Genomic DNA, 16,182 nt, shown 5'->3' with positions numbered 1-16,182 from the left:
CACAAGATCGCCTAAGACTTCGTATTGATATTATCTTATTGATTGTCAAGCACCAAATGCACCCCACCTTGAAAGTGTATGATTTGTCTTTCTTCTCTAATTTGCAAAGCATTTGCAGCAAGATAGAAACCTTCTCTTTGAATATTAACACTTTTATTTGTGCTTAATTTTCCCCCAGATAAATCAATATCTGCCTCCATAAATCGTGCAACTAATCCATCATTTGTTGTAATCGTGAATGGCTTATCCAACTGTAAAAAACCATTTATATTGTCATAAACTCCCCCTTGCGCATCGAGAAAAATCCGCCCCTGTTTTCCTAAAAACATTTCAGCTGTAATGTTTTGTAGCCCAATCACTCCAGAGCGTGTATAATCTTGATATGCTTTTTCTGCTTTGAGCCAATAGGGTTCGTATGTGCTCGTATAACCTTCTAGTTTTGGATTCAACATCATCGCTTTCATCATTCCGCCCTCTTCATTATTCAAGATCACAGGATCTGAAGTTGCAGGAACAAAAAAAAATGTAAACCAGCAAAAAAAGAACGCTGCAACCAACGCAGAGAGAGGTAAAAAAATTTTTAATATGCGGATACGACGTGAATGACGATACGCTTTTTTAAAGATGTCACTAAAAGATGGTTTTGTTAAAAAGACTTCATAACGATTGCGTACGGGCATATTTTCCTGGTCTCTCAAATATTCCGTTTTTTTATCTCTATAGCTTCTATAAGAAGTATTTTCAAATTTTGTTTATTGCAATTTGTTTTTTCTTGGTTTTATTTTGATTTTACTCGTTTATTATGTAACGTGCATGCATGAAGTGCACAATTGTTAAAGAATCTTTTTTTGTATGAAAGAGAGGTTATTTTGGTTAAATCAGAACTTGTGCAAATTATAGCTCGTCATAACCCGCATCTTTTTCAACGTGATGTGGAAAATATTGTAAATGCTATTCTTGAAGAAATTGCAACTGCACTTGCCAACGGTAATCGCGTTGAACTTCGTGGCTTTGGAGCTTTTTCTGTCAAAAGCCGCTCAGCTCGCAACGGCCGTAACCCACGAACAGGTGAATCTGTTGTGGTAGAGGAAAAATGGATTCCTTTTTTCAAAACTGGCAAAGATTTGCGTGACCGACTTAATCAATGAGTAAATTTATGACAACAAAACGCACCCTTTTAGCAATCATTTTTGTTCCTTTTACAATCCTCTTGATTGCTTTTATAATAGCTAACCGTCAAATGGTTGTATTAACTGTAGATCCTTTTCGAACAGGTTCTGAAAGTTTAACTTATCAAGCTCCTTTATTTATATGGCTCTTTATTTTTTTCGGTTTGGGTATTTTACTAAGTGGCATAATTCACTGGTTTACATGTCATAAATGCAGAAAAAACCTCAAAGAAAGTAAAGCTGAACTGGAAAAACTAAAAAAGTCAATCTCTAATATAATATGATAGATAACACTTTAATGAAACTTTTCCTTGTGTTATGTTTAGCACTGCATGAAAGGTGTTTTTTCTTTATACATGCTTAATCAACTTTAGATCTTTGCGCTATTACGTAATTACGGAAATTCAATAATCTTTTAACGTAAATTTTTTAGAGTACCTGTATCGTAATGTCTGCACAATCTTTTCAATCATATCACGGCCATATGCGTCTACGAGAAAAGTTACCTCTTATTTTGGAAACAGGTATCAGTGCAGATTATGCTTTGATTGATTCTGGTAATGGGAAAAAATTGGAGCGCTATGGAGCTTACCGCATTATTCGTCCAGAAGGTCAAGCGCTATGGAAACCAGCTTTGTCACAAAAATGTTGGGCTAATGTTGATGCTATTTTCACTGGAAACCGTGATGAAGAAGGTGTTGGTCGTTGGTACTTTCCCAAAAAACCGCTTAGCGAAACATGGCCTCTCTCTTGGAATGGACTATCTTTTTTAGGCCGTTTTACTTCCTTTCGTCATGTAGGTGTTTTTCCTGAACAAGATGCCCATTGGCGATCAATGGAAGAACAAATTTTAAAAGCTGCACGTCCAGTAAAACTGTTAAATCTTTTTGGCTACACAGGCATTGCTTCTCTGATTGGAGCGCGCGCGGGTGCAAATGTTACGCATGTTGATGCTTCTAAAAAAGCAATAGCTTGGGCAAAAGCTAATCAAGAAAAGGCAGGATTATCCAATCACCCTATTCGCTGGATTTGTGATGATGCTACAAAATTCGTTGAACGCGAACTACGTCGTAAAAAAACTTATGATATGATCCTCCTCGACCCTCCTGCATATGGACGTGGGCCTCATGGTGAGGTTTGGCAATTATTCGATCATCTTCCAGCAATGATCATGAATTGTCGCAAACTTTTATCTAACAAACCTCTTTCCGTTGTGCTTACAGCTTATTCTATTCGTGCCTCTTTCTATACTCTTCACGCTCTGATGCGTGATGAATTTATAAATCTTGGTGGTACTGTCGAATCAGGAGAACTTATTTTGCGTGAAGAAGCCGCTCGACATGCCCTTTCCACTTCTCTCTTTAGCCGATGGACTGCCTAAAATGTGTATACCCAAAACTGGTAAAGTTAAAGAAATTACCTCTCTTAGTAATTCCATCATTAAAGATCTTAAAGCACTCAGCCAAAAGAAAAACCGTAATCGCGAAAATCTTTTTATGGCAGAAGGACTTAAATTGGTAATTGATGCTTTAAACCTCGGTTGGACAATACAAACACTTATTTTTTCAAAAAGCAAAATTGGCCATGGTACTATCGAAAACATCGCTGCACGCACTGTAGCCAATGGTGGTTTTGTCATTAAAGCTTCACAAAAGGTTATGGAATCTATCACTCGTCGCGATAATCCACAAACAGTTATCGGCATTTTCAAACAACAATGGCAACCTACTGAAATGATAAAAGGACAAACAAAGGATGTTTATGTCGCACTTGATCAGGTACGTGATCCTGGAAATCTCGGAACGATCATCCGTACAGCTGATGCAGTGGGAGCTAAAGGAGTTATTTTGATCGGCGAAACAACGGATCCTTTTTCACCTGAAACAGTCCGTGCAACAATGGGATCAATTTTTTCCGTACCTCTTTACCGTTTTGATGAAAACGCTTTTTTAAAGTGGTCTGCATCTTTTAAAGGAATGATTGTTGGTACCCATCTCAAAGGATCTACCGATTATCGTACAATTGATTTCAAAAACGGCCCTATTATACTTTTAATGGGAAGCGAAAAACAAGGTTTACCAGATATTCTTGCGAATCGCTGCAACAAACTCGCACGTATTCCACAAAGTGGACGTGCTGACTCACTTAATTTAGCGATAGCAACAGCTATCATGCTTTATGAAATCCGCCGCCCTCATTTAATACTAGAACCCGTATGAGCCTAGAATATGATGCGAAAATCATTATTTTTTTTTCTTTTTAGTTTGGTTATTGTGATAGGGCTTGATCAAGCAGTTAAATATTGGGTTATGCACAATATACCCTTAGGAACAGCAATACCGATTCTTCCTTTTCTTTCTCTTTATCATGTTCACAACTCTGGTATTGCGTTTTCATTCTTTTCTTCTTTTTCCCATTGGGGACTCATTATTCTCACACTCATCATTATTGTTGCTCTTTTATGGATACGGAAAAATACCGAATGTAATAAATCTTTATCACGCTTCGGCCTAACCATCATCATTGGAGGAGCAATTGGCAACTTCATTGACCGTATACGTTTTCATTATGTCATTGATTATATATTATTTTATATTGATGATATCTTTTATTTTGCTGTTTTCAACCTTGCAGATAGTTTTATCACAATCGGTGCTATTGCCATTATTATTGAAGAATTGCTTATATGGGTATGGGCAAAAAAAGAACATCACTCCAGCACACTTTCTGGATAAAGAACCAGTATTATCACAAATATTAGTATTTTTATCGACAATTTACTAAGCGTATGCATCTTTATATATTTGTTTTAAAATATTTTTTTGTTTTTTATAATGATTTTTAAATTCTGTTTTTTTCACATATATCTCTTTAGAATATCAAGAAAACTCTATTTATTTGATAAACAACATTTTTCACTGTCTCATTTTTAATACGATCTTTTTATATTTCTAGTTGCTATGATATAATTTTACCTGAAGCCTTTTTTTGATTCATGTCTACTTTTCTGTGCATATTTTTGTCTTCCCATTAAAGGTAGAGAAAATTTCCCATTTCGGCTGTTCATCTCGCAAAAAAGTTGCTAAAGTAGCTTAACGTTTTTGGCAAAATTAAGCCTTTTATTGATAATTTGTAAGCTTCTTTCCAAACAAAAGTCTCTTGTAATTTTAAAATAAATCTCCATAATAAAGGGAGGTATGCTGGAATTACGTCGGCTGTATCTGAAATGCTTGTATTCTCCAAATTAGGAGCGTATGCAGCATTGTTATTGTGAGGATACGATCGTGATTCCGTGCCTGATGGAACATATGCTAAAGGACCTTATATCATGGCTGATTTTAAAAATTTACGTTCGGCGTCTGTTTCTCATGCCGATGCATCAATCGATCAAGGACTGCGCAGTTATATGCTGGGTGTCTATAATACAATGGCCATCGGTTTGCTTATTACAGCCGCTGCTGCTTATGCAATTGCATCATTGGCAACAACAACGGATATGAGCCAAGCAGCTGCTCAAATCAATAGAAGTGTTTACTTAACCTCGTTTGGAGTAACATTTTACACATCACCGTTCTCATACATTGTTATGTTTGCACCGCTTGTGGCAGTATTCTTTCTTAGCTTCAAAATCAATACGCTAAGTACGAATGCAGCTCGTAACCTCTTTTTTGGTTATGCTACCCTTGTTGGACTATCATTGTCCTCGGTCATTTTACGTTACACAGCAGAAAGTATTGTGCAGACATTTGTTATTACTGCTGCTACTTTTGGTGCTCTTTCACTTTATGGTTACACAACAAAACGTGATCTTACAGCAATGGGATCATTCCTTTTTATAGGTTTGATTGGCTTAATGCTTTCCATGATTGTTAATATCTTTCTTGGATCAAGTGCTTTACAATTTGCTATATCAATAATCGGCGTTTTTGTATTTGCTGGTTTAACAGCTTACAATACACAGAATATAAAATTAATGTACTATGAAGGGGATAGAGATGACACCCGAGGTCGGAAGATTATTATGGGTGCTTTGAATCTTTACCTTGATTTTATTAATATGTTTGTCTTTTTGCTGCAGTTTCTTGGCTCAAATCGTGATTGATTGCAGTGATTGTCATTTAAGAAAACCAGTCAATAAACCCTTGTTTTCAAGAAACAAGGGTTTATTATTTTAGTGCGAACACTTACCTTTTACTTATATTCAGTATTTAGCACACTCTACCCATAGAAATGATAAAAAAATCTCATAAGCAGAAACATCCTTGGTTTACTGCATTGACTCATAAAAGACTTCAAATCCCTCTTTTTAATACCATCAACAGATTCCCTAGCTATCAGAATACAATTAACCTGAACGATAATCACGATCTTACTATTGCTTCTTATAATGTTCATAAGTGTGTAGGTGTTGATAAAATTTTTAACCCTGCTCGTATTGTACGTGTTATTGCTGAACTGCAAGTTGATATTCTTGCTCTTCAAGAAGCAGACAAGCGTTTTGGTGAGCGAAGTGGCTTGATTGATCTCAAACTTTTAAAAGCTGAAACAGGTTTGATACCAATACCTCTAAAAACCATGTCTCCTACTGGTCATGGCTGGCACGGTAATGCTCTCTTTGCACGAAAGGGTTTTGTATATGACACTTTACAAATTGATCTACCTGGTTTTGAACCACGTGGAGCTGTGATTGTAGAGTTTAAAATGGAAACAGGTCTCATTCGTGTTATTGCTGCTCATTTTGGCTTGCTACGCCATTCTCGCAATAAGCAAACGAAAATGCTTCTTACACTTCTACAAAAACGTCCTTCTATCCCTACCATACTCATTGGAGACTTTAATGAATGGCGGTTAGGAAAAAGATCATCTTTAAATCATTTCTTTCCCTATTTTGATAACACACTTGGAACTGTTCCGAGTTTTCCTTCTCGCTTTCCTTTTCTCGCTCTTGATAGAATTTTTGCTTTTCCTCACCAATTAGTGACCAAAATCGAAAGTCATCATTCACCACTTGCACGCATTGCCTCAGACCATTTACCTATCAAAGCTTATCTTGACCTTGACAAGGCAACCACAATTCTTAAAAAAATGAGTGAAAAGAACTAATGTGCATCGCCCCAATTTTGAGCAGCCGTTACTTTTACTTCAAGAGGTACCGACAAAGATAGTACAGGCATTGTAGCATTTTCCATAACTTTTTTAACGAGCTCTATGGTTTTTTCTCTCTCATCTTCAGGGACTTCAAAAATCAGTTCATCGTGCACTTGCAGCAACATTTTAGCTGACAGTTTTTCTTTTTCCAAGGCATCTTCCATCTGAATCATGGCACGACGAATGATATCTGCTGCAGATCCTTGAATCGGGGCATTAATAGCAGCTCGTTCATTAAAGGCACGAACCTGAAAATTAGCTGCTTTTATTTCCGGATAATGTATTCTACGTCCGAAAATAGTCTCTACATAACCGTTTTGACGTGCAAATACCTTAGTTGTTTCCATATAGTCTTTAATTCCCGGAAACCTTTTAAAATAAAGTTGAATATAATCGCCTGCTTCTTTCCGCGAAAGACCCAATTGATTAGCCAATCCAAAAGCTGAAATACCGTAAATAATACCAAAATTAATTGCTTTTGCACGTCGTCGTATATCTGAATGCATCCCCTCTATAGCAACCCCAAACATTTGCGATGCAATGATCGCATGAATATCCTGATTTTGTGCAAAAGCTTCTTTTAATGCTGTTATATCAGCAATATGAGCAAGAATGCGTAATTCAATCTGGCTATAATCAGCTGATAACAATATATGCCCTTTAGGAGCAACAAAAGCTGTTCGGATTTTTCGTCCTTCTGCGGTTCGTACTGGAATATTTTGCAAATTTGGCTCTGACGATGATAATCGTCCTGTTGATGTTGTCGCCAAAGAATAACTCGTATGAACACGCCCCGTTTTGGGCAAAATATAAGAGGGTAAAGCATCTGCATAGGTAGATTTTAATTTCGCAATCTGACGCCAATCAATAATTTTGCGCGGCAAAACATAACCATCAGCAGCTAAATCCTCCAAGATTCGCGCAGAAGTTGACCATTGTCCTTCCTTGGTCTTAGCACTTCCAGGTAATCCCATTTTGCCAAAGAGGATATCACATAATTGTTTTGGCGAAGAAAGATTAAATTTCTCACCAGCTAGCTGATAAATTTCCTCTTCCAAAATCAAAGCAGCCTGTTCTAATTCTTCTGAAAGACTCAATAAAATCTGCCTATCAACGAGAATTCCGCGCTCTTCCATTCTTGCGAGTACTTCTATAAGGGGTCGATCAAGACGCTCATAAATTTTTGTCATTCCCTGAGAAACAAGCTGCTGTTTCAAAACTTGCCATAAACGCAGCGTTATATCAGCATCCTCTGCAGCATAAAGAGTCGCCTGTTTTAAATCCACTTGTGCAAAAGAAGTAATCTTTTTTCCATTATGCTTTAAATCCTTGTAGGCAATCGTTTTATGACCAAGCCAACGTTCAGATAGAGCATCCATATTATGAGTTAAAGTTCCAGCATCTAAAACATAGGATAAAAGCATTGTGTCATCAAAAGGGCGAATCACGATATCATATTGTTTCATCACCAAAAAATCATATTTTATATTCTGGCCAATCTTTAACACCGCCTGGTTTTCTAATATAGGCTTTAAAAGTGCTAAAGCTGTTTGTTTATTAATTTGCCCGATAATACGCCTTTCCCCCAAAAGGTCATCGTCTCCTTCTTCAAAATGCTCAAGTGGTACATAGGCTGCTTTTTCTGGCTGCAATGCCAATGAAAAACCGACAAGCTTTGCTTGCATAGGATTAAGTGAAGTCGTTTCAGTATCAAAAGCGAAAAATCCTTGTTCTTCTGCTTCTAATAGCCACTCTTTCAAAAGTTTTTCATCAAGAATAGTTACATAAGAATCCCTTTTAACTTGTTGTGTTAAAGCTTGCTCTTTAAGTTTTTTTGCCAACAATTGTGGGGAATTTTCAGATAAATCATGAGAGGAATCTTCATCAGCTTTTTTCATGTTGGGATCATATCCATATATAGACTTATCCCATTCAACCTTTATATCAAGAGCATCAATGGCCGCTGCGTTACATTCCGTTTTCTCTGCCACACGACGTGTCAGTGATGTAAATTCCATGGCTTTAAGAAAAGCGATTAAACGTGAACCATCTTGTGGCTCTAAAATAAAATCATCTAAATCATTATCTATAGGCACATCTATTTTTAGCCGAACCAATTCACGAGAAATTTTTGCTTGCTCACTATAAGCTTGAATATTTTCACGTCGTTTTGTCTGCTTAACTTCTGCAACACGCTGCAACAAAATATCGAGAGAACCAAATTGATCTAATAATTGAGCTGCTATTTTAGGGCCAATGCCTGGGATACCTGGAACATTATCTGTTGGATCTCCAATCAAAGCTTGCAAATCAACCATTTTTTCAGGTTCTACACCCCATTTTTCTATAACTTCAGAAACACCTATATGCTTGTTTTTCATTCCATCATATAAGGATACATGCGCATTCACCAGTTGCATAAGATCTTTATCAGAAGAAATAATAGTTGTTTTTGCTCCAACTTTTGTTGCTAATTGTGCATAGGTAGCAATTAAATCGTCAGCTTCAAAACCATCTTTTTCGATACAAGGCAAATTAAAAGCCTTTGTTGCTTGGCGTATCAAAGAAAATTGAGGAATAAGATCTTCAGGAGGAGCCGCTCGATTAGCTTTATACTGAGGATAAATTTGCTTGCGAAATGTATCAGATGAGTAATCAAAAATAACGGCAAAATGTGTTGGAACAACACCAGAATCTGTATTGCGAGCGTCACAGAGCAATTTCCATAGCATATTACAAAAGCCAGCCACCGCTCCTACAGGAAGCCCGTCTTTTTTGCGCTTTAAAGGTGGTAAAGCATAGTAAGCACGAAAAACATAACCCGATCCATCAACTAAAAAAAGATGATCTTTTGCTTTCATGATAGTTTCACTTCTCCATTTTAGCCAAGAGCAATTCACTCTCATTATATTATATATATTTTTTGTATCTTATTTTAAAATTTATAAAAATGCCTCTAAAAAGCCATTTTTTTGGTTTTATAAAGCATAATGTCGTTACGGCTTATATCAAGTACCTAGAGCTTTTCTTTGCTGTTACAGGATATAATAGCTTTCATTTTGCTCCTCCTATGATAGCTGAGGTACGAGTAACGATAGGGTCGTTGTGGTGTTCCCCTCCCCACAACGACCATTTTTAAATCTTATCATTTTTCAGAAAAATGTTCTCTATTGAGGAACTTTGAAGTGATTCCATAGAGCTTTTTCACCAATTTTTTTTATAAAATCGGTATGCATAGCTATTTCTTGTGAACTCAATCTTTGAGGTAGAACCTGTGGACGAGATTTAACTATATAGAAAGAATTCTTGCCATTCTTAGTAGCACCATCAATGCTGGTAGCCTTTTCATCAAAACTCAATACACCCTGCTTTCCACCAATTAGCTCAATATAAACATCAGCAAGAATCTCTGCATCAAGCAAAGCACCATGAAAAACACGATGACTATTATCAATTCCAAAACGTTTGCATAAAACATCAAGAGAATTAGGACCCATGGGAAATTTACGCCGTGCCATAGCTAATGTGTCAAGAACATTATCAACACTAATGAGTGGCTTATTCACCCGTTTTAATTCTGCATTAAGAAAACCGATATCAAAACTCGCATTATGTGCAATCATGGTTGCACCATTGATAAATTCCAAAAAACTATCAGCAATTTCGCTAAAGCTTTTTTCATCCTTCAAACGCTCATTGGTCAATCCGTGAATTGCCACAACCTCGTCAGAAATGATAACTCCTTGAGGGTTTAAATAGACATGGAATATCTCTCCTGTAAGATAACGATCAACCATTTCAACACAACCGATCTCGATTATGCGATCTTTATCTTTATCCAAACCTGTTGTTTCTGTATCAAAAATAATTTCACGCATTATTTAATTACTTGTTAAGCATTTTATCACATGCAAGACTTGTCGATATGTGTTTTCTAGGCCTTTTGCTGTATCAATAACAAAATCAGCACGTTCTCTTTTTTTTTCATCGGACATTTGCTTTTCATTAATAAATTCAAATTTCTTTTCACTCATATTCGGGCGAATCATTGCACGCTCTTTTTGTATTGCTAGTGGAGCAGATACAACGATCACACTGTCCACATAATCTTCACCATTTGTTTCAAAAAGAAGTGGAATTTCAAGAACAACTAACTTTTTTCCCTGTTGACGTGCGGCATCAATAAATTCTTTTTCTTTTTTCCGAACCAAAGGATGAATTATCTTTTCTAATATTTCTAATTTTTCATCTTCATTGATCAAAATTTTAGAAAGTTTTAGACGATTAACTTTACCATTTTCAATAACACCAGAAAAATTATGTTCTATGAGCGATAAAACTGATTCATTATCATAAAGTTTATGAACAACCTCATCAGCGCTAAAAACAGGAATATTTTCTTGCTTAAAAAAACAAGCAACTGTTGATTTTCCCATAGCAATAGATCCGGTAAGCCCTATGATTTTCATCCTTTATTTTCACCCATATCCTCTAAAATTGCTGCTCGTAAAGCTTTTGTTACCTGAGGTCTAACCCCAAACCATCGTTCAAAACCAGGGACAGCTTGATGTAAAAGCATTCCAAGTCCATCAACTGTTTTTAAACCGCAAGCTTTTGCTTGTTGTAAAAAGGGAGTTATTAATGGAGTATAAACAATATCTGTCACCAAAGCTGTTGTCTTCACTTTATAAAAATCCACAAAGAAAAAATCACTATTTTTTTCATGTAGATTTTTCATACCTACAGAAGTTGTATTAACAATTAAATCAGCTTGGTCAATTATTTCATAAGTCTTGTGCCAATCGTGGGATTCAACAGGTTTCCCAAAATAATTAGCCAAATTATCCGCTCTCTGTTTTGTACGGTTAAGTAAAAAAATACGTTCAAATCCACGTTTCTTTAAGCCGTATAAAATAGCACGCGCAGCACCCCCTGCACCAAAAACAAGAGCTGTTTCTCCAACCCAACCAGGAGAAAAATCATCAAGATTAGCACAAAAACCATAGGCATCACTATTTGTGGCGCAAAGTTTATCCCCTTCATACCACAATGTATTAACAGCGCCAATAATTGTTGCTACCTTATCTTTATAATCAGCTAAATCAAAAACTGTCTGCTTATAAGGTAAAGTAACATTACCTCCCCAAAAACCTCTTTTTTGTATAGACTCAATGAAGCCTTTAAATTCGTTAGATGTTACTTCCTGTGCTAAATATTCACCTTGTAAATTATACTGTTTAAGCCAAAAATTATGTATTTTTGGCGATTTTGAATGGTGAATAGGATAACCGACAACAAAAGCACGTGGAGAGATTGTTTTTTTGCAATCTATTGCCAAATCAACCATCAATATATCCCAAATGACGCAACTTAACTAATAAAGGTAATAAAGGTAAACCAATAATGGTAAAAAAGTCTCCGTCAAATTTTTCAAAAAGTTGGATTCCTTCTCCTTCAATTTGGTATACTCCAACGCTATTTAAGACATCTGTTCCTACACGCTCTAAATAACGTTCAATAAACTCTGATGAAAGAGGTCGTACCGACATATGAGCACTAAAAGCTTCAACCCAGATTTCTTGACCATTTTTAAATAAAGCGACTGCACTATGAAGAAAATGAGTTTTTCCTGATAAAAGACATAAACGTTGATATGCATCCTCATTATTTGCAACTTTATGAAGAACTTTCCCTTCCAAATCAAGTACTTGATCACAGCCAATTACCAAAGAATTAGGAAAGCGATCAGAAACATTTTTTGCTTTTTCCCTTGCAAGAAAGCAGCTAAGGTCTTTAGGATTTATTGGGCTTGTGTTTTTCGCTATTTCCCTTTCATCAAAAGAAGCTCCTTCAATGAGAAAACTTAAACCTGCTTTTTTCAACAATTGTGCACGATAAGAGCTAAGTGATGCTAATATTAATGTATCTTCTTCCATGGGAATTTTTTCTTTCATTTTCCTTCACGAAATCGTGACAAAAATTCATATATAGCTGCAGCAGTTTCTTCAATAGAGCGTCTTGTGACGTCAATAATAGGCCAGTTAAAACGTTCGCAAATGCGTTTTGTATAAATCAACTCTTCAGCTATGCTGGTACGATCAGTATAACTTCCAAAAGAAAAACCCTCTCCTAAATTTCTATTTTGGCGAATATGCGAAATTCTCTCAGCTGAAGCAATTAAACCAATAATCAAAGTATTTTTTTCTTCCAAAAGAGCTTCTGGTAAATCAATCCCTGGAATGAGAGGTATATTAGCAGTCTTAATCCCACGATTTGCTAAATAGATACTGGTTGGTGTTTTTGAAGTTCTTGAAATTCCTAAAAGAATCACATCTGCATCAGATAAACTACCAAGAGATTGCCCATCATCGTGCTCTATCGTAAAATCTAACGCTTCAATACGACGAAAATAATCTGCATTAAGATCATGCTGAGCACTAACACGTAAATTTGTTGGAATTCCAAGGTACGATTGAAAAGCGTTTAAAACAGGATACAGTATATCAACGCATGGAATCCCTATTTTTTTACATCTTTTTTTTAGAGATAATTTAATTTTTTCATCAATGATTGTATAGAGAACGATACCTGGATATTGCTCTATCTCACCAAGAGCTCTTTGCAACTGTGTTTCATTTCGAATCATCGGGTAAATATGCTCTATCGCCTGACTCATCGTGTATTGTGATGCGACAGCTCTCCCTACAGAGATTAATGTTTCTCCCGTTGCATCAGAAAGCATATGCATATGGAAGGATTTTTTCTCTCTTGCCACAAAAATTTTAACTCCTTGTTAATAGTTGTGTATATATTCTTTTCGTTTTTTATAAAACTAAAGTTTAGGGAAAACTCTACGTTATTGTACACAAATTTAATAATTTTGATAAATAAACTATTTTTTATCTTTAAATGGGGATGATACTCTAAAGTACAGCTGTACCTCATTTTTTTTCTTTCCTCTTTGTGGATAAATTGAGGATAAGTAAAGTATAAATAATAATCCACATTAAACACAGGCTTAAATAAGAAAAATCTTATCTTTTCAAATTTGTTAATACATTTTTTTTTGGAAAAAAATAATTCTATTTAATAAATCGTTTTTTTCACATGATTATTAAATTATATATAAAGATAAATAGTATGAATGCTACTTGCAGTTTAGGAAAGTTAAGTGTACAATGTGCCTGTCTTATAGGGATATTTCACTCTTCTTTCCATAATATCGAGAATAATTTTTTACTTAAATTAAAGAACATTTTTTATGCAAGAAATGAAACTACAAGAACTTAAAAGTAAAAATCCAGTTGAGCTTGTTTCTTTTGCTGAAACATTAGAAGTCGAAAATGCTTCCTTAATGCGTAAGCAAGAATTAATGTTTGCTATTTTAAAAAAGCTTGCTTTACAAGATGTAGAAATTATTGGAGAGGGAGTTGTTGAAGTTTTGCAAGATGGCTTTGGTTTTTTGCGATCTGCTGATGCTAATTATCTTCCAGGACCTGATGACATTTATCTTTCTCCTTCACAGATTCAATCTTTTTCTTTAAAGACAGGGGACACTGTTGAGGGTCCAATACGTAGTCCAAAAGAAGGAGAACGTTATTTTGCTCTTCTAAAAATTAATACAATAAATTACGAAGATCCTGAAAAAATTCGTTATAAGATTCATTTTGATAATCTTACTCCCCTTTATTCTAATGAACGTTTTCAAATGGAAATACAAAACCCTACAGACAAAGATATGTCATCACGGGTTATTGACTTGATATCTCCATTAGGAAAAGGACAAAGAGGATTAATTGTAGCTCCTCCTAGAACAGGAAAAACGGTTTTATTACAAAATATTGCCCATTCTATCACAACTAATCATCCTGAATGTTATCTTATTGTCCTTTTAATTGATGAGCGTCCAGAAGAAGTTACTGATATGCAGCGTTCTGTGAAAGGAGAGGTGGTTTCTTCTACTTTTGATGAACCAGCGATACGTCATGTGCAAGTAGCTGAAATGGTTATTGAAAAAGCTAAACGTTTAGTTGAATATGGGCGTGATGTTGTTATTCTCTTAGATTCTATTACACGTCTTGGACGTGCATATAATACGGTTGTTCCTTCATCAGGTAAAGTTTTGACAGGTGGTGTGGATACAAATGCTTTACAGCGTCCAAAACGTTTTTTCGGTGCAGCTCGTAATATTGAAGAAGGTGGATCTTTAACCATTATTGCAACCGCTTTAATTGATACAGGTAGCCGTATGGATGAAGTCATTTTCGAAGAATTTAAAGGAACAGGTAATTCAGAAATTGTTCTTGATCGTAAAGTTGCTGATAAACGTACTTTCCCAGCTATGGATATTTTGAAATCAGGAACACGTAAAGAAGAGCTTTTGGTAGCACGACAAGACTTGCATAAAATTTTTGTACTTCGTCGTATTTTAGCTCCTATGAATGTAACAGATGCAATTGAATTTTTGATTGATAAATTAAAACAAACAAAAAACAATAGCGAATTTTTTGATTCGATGAATACTTAAAAACGTTAAGTATTTGATTAGGATTAATCCTGTGGATACAATCTTTGCTGTTTCGAGTGGGTTGTTGCCTTCAGGGGTTGCAATCATTCGACTCTCCGGTCCTCATGTTATTAATGTTGTTAAAACGCTTTGTGGTTGTTTGCCTAAAGCGCGGTTTATGCATTATGGAAATCTTACTGCTCGTGATGGTAGTTTTTTGGATTCTGCTTTAACTGTTTTTTTTCCTGGTCCTCATAGCTTTACAGGAGAGGATTGTGCTGAATTTCATTTGCACGGGGGAAAAGCAGTTGTTAATCGTTTTCTTGATGAATTATCTACATTTTCTGGATGCCGTATTGCAGAGGCAGGGGAATTTTCGCGTCGTGCATTTATAGAAGGAAAATTAGATCTTGTTCAAGCAGAAGGACTTGCTGATTTAATAGAGGCAGAAACAGAAAGCCAGAGACGTTTAGCTGTTATGGGAACAAGTGGACGTTTAACAGAACTTTATCGTGATTGGCGTCAAAAACTTATAAAAATACGTGCTTTTATTGAAGCAGAACTTGATTTTTCTGATGAAGATGATGTTTTTAATGTATCTGATAAAATTTGGAAAGAAGTGGAAGAACTCTGCCATTCTCTTCAGGAACATATTGCTGAAGGAGAGCGTGCAAGTATCTTACGTGATGGGTTAAAGATTGTTATTGCTGGTGCTCCAAATTCTGGAAAATCAAGTATTATGAATCGTTTGGCTGGAAGACCTGTTGCTATTGTAACAGAAGAAGAAGGAACGACTCGTGATGCTTTGGAAGTTAAGTTAGTTCTTAAAGGTTTACCGGTTTTTATAACGGATACTGCTGGTTTTAGAGAAACAGAAAATAAAATAGAACAATTAGGTATAGAAACCGCAAGACAGCATATTATGGATGCTGATTTGGTTATTTTGGTTTATGATATGGTAAATCCTAAAAAGATTGATTTACCGGAAACATCAGCTAAAATATGGCATGTGGGCAATAAACTAGATCTTTATAAAGAGAATGGAACTCGTTGGTTTATACAATTTTCTGCATTAACCGGTTTTAATTTTGATTATTTTATCAAGGAGCTTGAAACATTTTGTCTTCATCGTATTTCTGAAATTGGAAATCTTGTTCCAGCACGTAAAAGGCAGCTTCAGTTATTAAAAGAAGCTGTTAGAGAAATTGAAGATTCCATAAATTATAGTTCTCTTGATTTAAGTTTACGTGCAGAACATCTTCGTCGGGCGAGTGATTTTCTTGGAAAAATTACAGGAGATATAGATGTTGAAGATTTACTTGATATTATTTTTTCAGAATTTTGCATTGGTAAATGATT

The 16,182-nt window shown here is 35.6% G+C and carries 16 protein-coding genes; 9 read left to right on the top strand and 7 right to left on the bottom strand.

Annotated features, from left to right (window positions below; all coding sequences use genetic code 11):
- Positions 1 to 35: 35 nt before the first annotated feature.
- Positions 36 to 680: an LPS export ABC transporter periplasmic protein LptC gene (locus tag WCP78_RS01235; RefSeq protein WP_336278698.1), complete on the bottom strand. Its 645-nt coding sequence runs from the start codon at positions 678 to 680 to the stop codon at positions 36 to 38.
- 189 nt (positions 681 to 869) lie between these two features.
- Between WCP78_RS01235 and ihfB the strand changes: the two genes are divergently transcribed.
- From ihfB to WCP78_RS01200, 7 genes are all read left to right on the top strand, one after another.
- The gene (gene ihfB / locus WCP78_RS01230) at positions 870 to 1,148 is read left to right on the top strand and encodes an integration host factor subunit beta (RefSeq protein ID WP_336278697.1); all 279 of its coding nucleotides are present in this window, start codon (positions 870 to 872) and stop codon (positions 1,146 to 1,148) included.
- Between the two features lie 8 nt (positions 1,149 to 1,156).
- Entirely contained in the window at positions 1,157 to 1,453 is a 297-nt protein-coding gene (locus tag WCP78_RS01225) for a LapA family protein (RefSeq protein WP_336278696.1), read from the top strand.
- 164 nt (positions 1,454 to 1,617) lie between these two features.
- Complete coding sequence (locus WCP78_RS01220; RefSeq protein WP_336278695.1) at positions 1,618 to 2,550, top strand: class I SAM-dependent methyltransferase; 933 nt, start codon at positions 1,618 to 1,620, stop codon at positions 2,548 to 2,550.
- Position 2,551: 1 nt separating this feature from the next.
- Entirely contained in the window at positions 2,552 to 3,388 is an 837-nt protein-coding gene (locus WCP78_RS01215) for a TrmH family RNA methyltransferase (protein WP_336279106.1), read from the top strand.
- Positions 3,389 to 3,397: 9 nt separating this feature from the next.
- Complete coding sequence (lspA, locus tag WCP78_RS01210; protein ID WP_336278694.1) at positions 3,398 to 3,904, top strand: signal peptidase II; 507 nt, start codon at positions 3,398 to 3,400, stop codon at positions 3,902 to 3,904.
- A 593-nt stretch (positions 3,905 to 4,497) separates the two neighbouring features.
- A complete protein-coding gene (locus WCP78_RS01205) occupies positions 4,498 to 5,271 on the top strand; it encodes a Bax inhibitor-1/YccA family protein (protein WP_336278693.1) in 774 nt (257 codons plus the stop codon).
- A 128-nt stretch (positions 5,272 to 5,399) separates the two neighbouring features.
- Complete coding sequence (locus WCP78_RS01200; RefSeq protein WP_336278692.1) at positions 5,400 to 6,272, top strand: endonuclease/exonuclease/phosphatase family protein; 873 nt, start codon at positions 5,400 to 5,402, stop codon at positions 6,270 to 6,272.
- Here the strand turns inward: WCP78_RS01200 and polA are convergent.
- The 6 genes from polA to WCP78_RS01170 form a co-directional block, all read right to left on the bottom strand.
- Entirely contained in the window at positions 6,269 to 9,178 is a 2,910-nt protein-coding gene (gene polA / locus WCP78_RS01195) for a DNA polymerase I (protein WP_336278691.1), read from the bottom strand. The genes WCP78_RS01200 and polA overlap by 4 nt on opposite strands.
- A 306-nt stretch (positions 9,179 to 9,484) precedes the next feature.
- Positions 9,485 to 10,195 (bottom strand): DNA polymerase III subunit epsilon, encoded by a 711-nt coding sequence (gene dnaQ / locus WCP78_RS01190; RefSeq protein WP_336278690.1) that lies wholly within the window; start codon positions 10,193 to 10,195, stop codon positions 9,485 to 9,487.
- Positions 10,196 to 10,198: 3 nt separating this feature from the next.
- Positions 10,199 to 10,786 (bottom strand): dephospho-CoA kinase, encoded by a 588-nt coding sequence (gene coaE, locus WCP78_RS01185; RefSeq protein WP_336278689.1) that lies wholly within the window; start codon positions 10,784 to 10,786, stop codon positions 10,199 to 10,201.
- A complete protein-coding gene (locus WCP78_RS01180; protein WP_336278688.1) occupies positions 10,783 to 11,664 on the bottom strand; it encodes a shikimate dehydrogenase in 882 nt (293 codons plus the stop codon). Before WCP78_RS01180 ends, coaE begins: the two co-directional genes overlap by 4 nt.
- Positions 11,657 to 12,253, bottom strand: coding sequence for a Maf family nucleotide pyrophosphatase (locus tag WCP78_RS01175; protein WP_336279105.1), 597 nt, complete (start codon positions 12,251 to 12,253; stop codon positions 11,657 to 11,659). The genes WCP78_RS01180 and WCP78_RS01175 overlap by 8 nt, the downstream gene beginning before the upstream one ends.
- A 14-nt stretch (positions 12,254 to 12,267) precedes the next feature.
- The gene (locus WCP78_RS01170; protein ID WP_336278687.1) at positions 12,268 to 13,092 is read right to left on the bottom strand and encodes a pyruvate, water dikinase regulatory protein; all 825 of its coding nucleotides are present in this window, start codon (positions 13,090 to 13,092) and stop codon (positions 12,268 to 12,270) included.
- Between the two features lie 486 nt (positions 13,093 to 13,578).
- On the opposite strand from WCP78_RS01170, the gene rho reads away from it, so the two are divergent.
- Together rho and mnmE are read left to right on the top strand one after the other, a co-directional pair.
- On the top strand, positions 13,579 to 14,844 hold the full coding sequence (gene rho / locus WCP78_RS01165; RefSeq protein WP_336278686.1) for a transcription termination factor Rho: 1,266 nt from the start codon (positions 13,579 to 13,581) through the stop codon (positions 14,842 to 14,844).
- A gap of 31 nt (positions 14,845 to 14,875) precedes the next feature.
- Positions 14,876 to 16,180, top strand: coding sequence for a tRNA uridine-5-carboxymethylaminomethyl(34) synthesis GTPase MnmE (gene mnmE / locus WCP78_RS01160; RefSeq protein ID WP_336278685.1), 1,305 nt, complete (start codon positions 14,876 to 14,878; stop codon positions 16,178 to 16,180).
- Positions 16,181 to 16,182 lie beyond the last annotated feature (2 nt).

The sequence above is a fragment of the Bartonella occidentalis genome (genome assembly GCF_037070875.1).
Taxonomy (GTDB): Bacteria; Pseudomonadota; Alphaproteobacteria; order Rhizobiales; family Rhizobiaceae; genus Bartonella.
Note: the sequence above shows the minus strand (reverse complement) of the source record. Positions and strands in the feature narration are given on the sequence as shown.

What these genes read in the sequence shown, in the direction of transcription:
- WCP78_RS01205 (WP_336278693.1), top strand. Translation starts at nt 4,498, where the DNA reads ATGGCTGATTTTAAAAATTTACGTTCGGCGTCTGTTTCTCATGCCGAT.
- lspA (WP_336278694.1), top strand. Translation starts at nt 3,398, where the DNA reads ATGATGCGAAAATCATTATTTTTTTTTCTTTTTAGTTTGGTTATTGTG.
- WCP78_RS01235 (WP_336278698.1), bottom strand. Translation starts at nt 680, where the DNA reads ATGCCCGTACGCAATCGTTATGAAGTCTTTTTAACAAAACCATCTTTT.
- WCP78_RS01180 (WP_336278688.1), bottom strand. Translation starts at nt 11,664, where the DNA reads ATGGTTGATTTGGCAATAGATTGCAAAAAAACAATCTCTCCACGTGCT.
- WCP78_RS01200 (WP_336278692.1), top strand. Translation starts at nt 5,400, where the DNA reads ATGATAAAAAAATCTCATAAGCAGAAACATCCTTGGTTTACTGCATTG.
- WCP78_RS01220 (WP_336278695.1), top strand. Translation starts at nt 1,618, where the DNA reads ATGTCTGCACAATCTTTTCAATCATATCACGGCCATATGCGTCTACGA.
- WCP78_RS01215 (WP_336279106.1), top strand. Translation starts at nt 2,552, where the DNA reads ATGTGTATACCCAAAACTGGTAAAGTTAAAGAAATTACCTCTCTTAGT.
- rho (WP_336278686.1), top strand. Translation starts at nt 13,579, where the DNA reads ATGCAAGAAATGAAACTACAAGAACTTAAAAGTAAAAATCCAGTTGAG.
- dnaQ (WP_336278690.1), bottom strand. Translation starts at nt 10,195, where the DNA reads ATGCGTGAAATTATTTTTGATACAGAAACAACAGGTTTGGATAAAGAT.
- polA (WP_336278691.1), bottom strand. Translation starts at nt 9,178, where the DNA reads ATGAAAGCAAAAGATCATCTTTTTTTAGTTGATGGATCGGGTTATGTT.
- WCP78_RS01225 (WP_336278696.1), top strand. Translation starts at nt 1,157, where the DNA reads ATGACAACAAAACGCACCCTTTTAGCAATCATTTTTGTTCCTTTTACA.
- WCP78_RS01175 (WP_336279105.1), bottom strand. Translation starts at nt 12,253, where the DNA reads ATGGAAGAAGATACATTAATATTAGCATCACTTAGCTCTTATCGTGCA.
- coaE (WP_336278689.1), bottom strand. Translation starts at nt 10,786, where the DNA reads ATGAAAATCATAGGGCTTACCGGATCTATTGCTATGGGAAAATCAACA.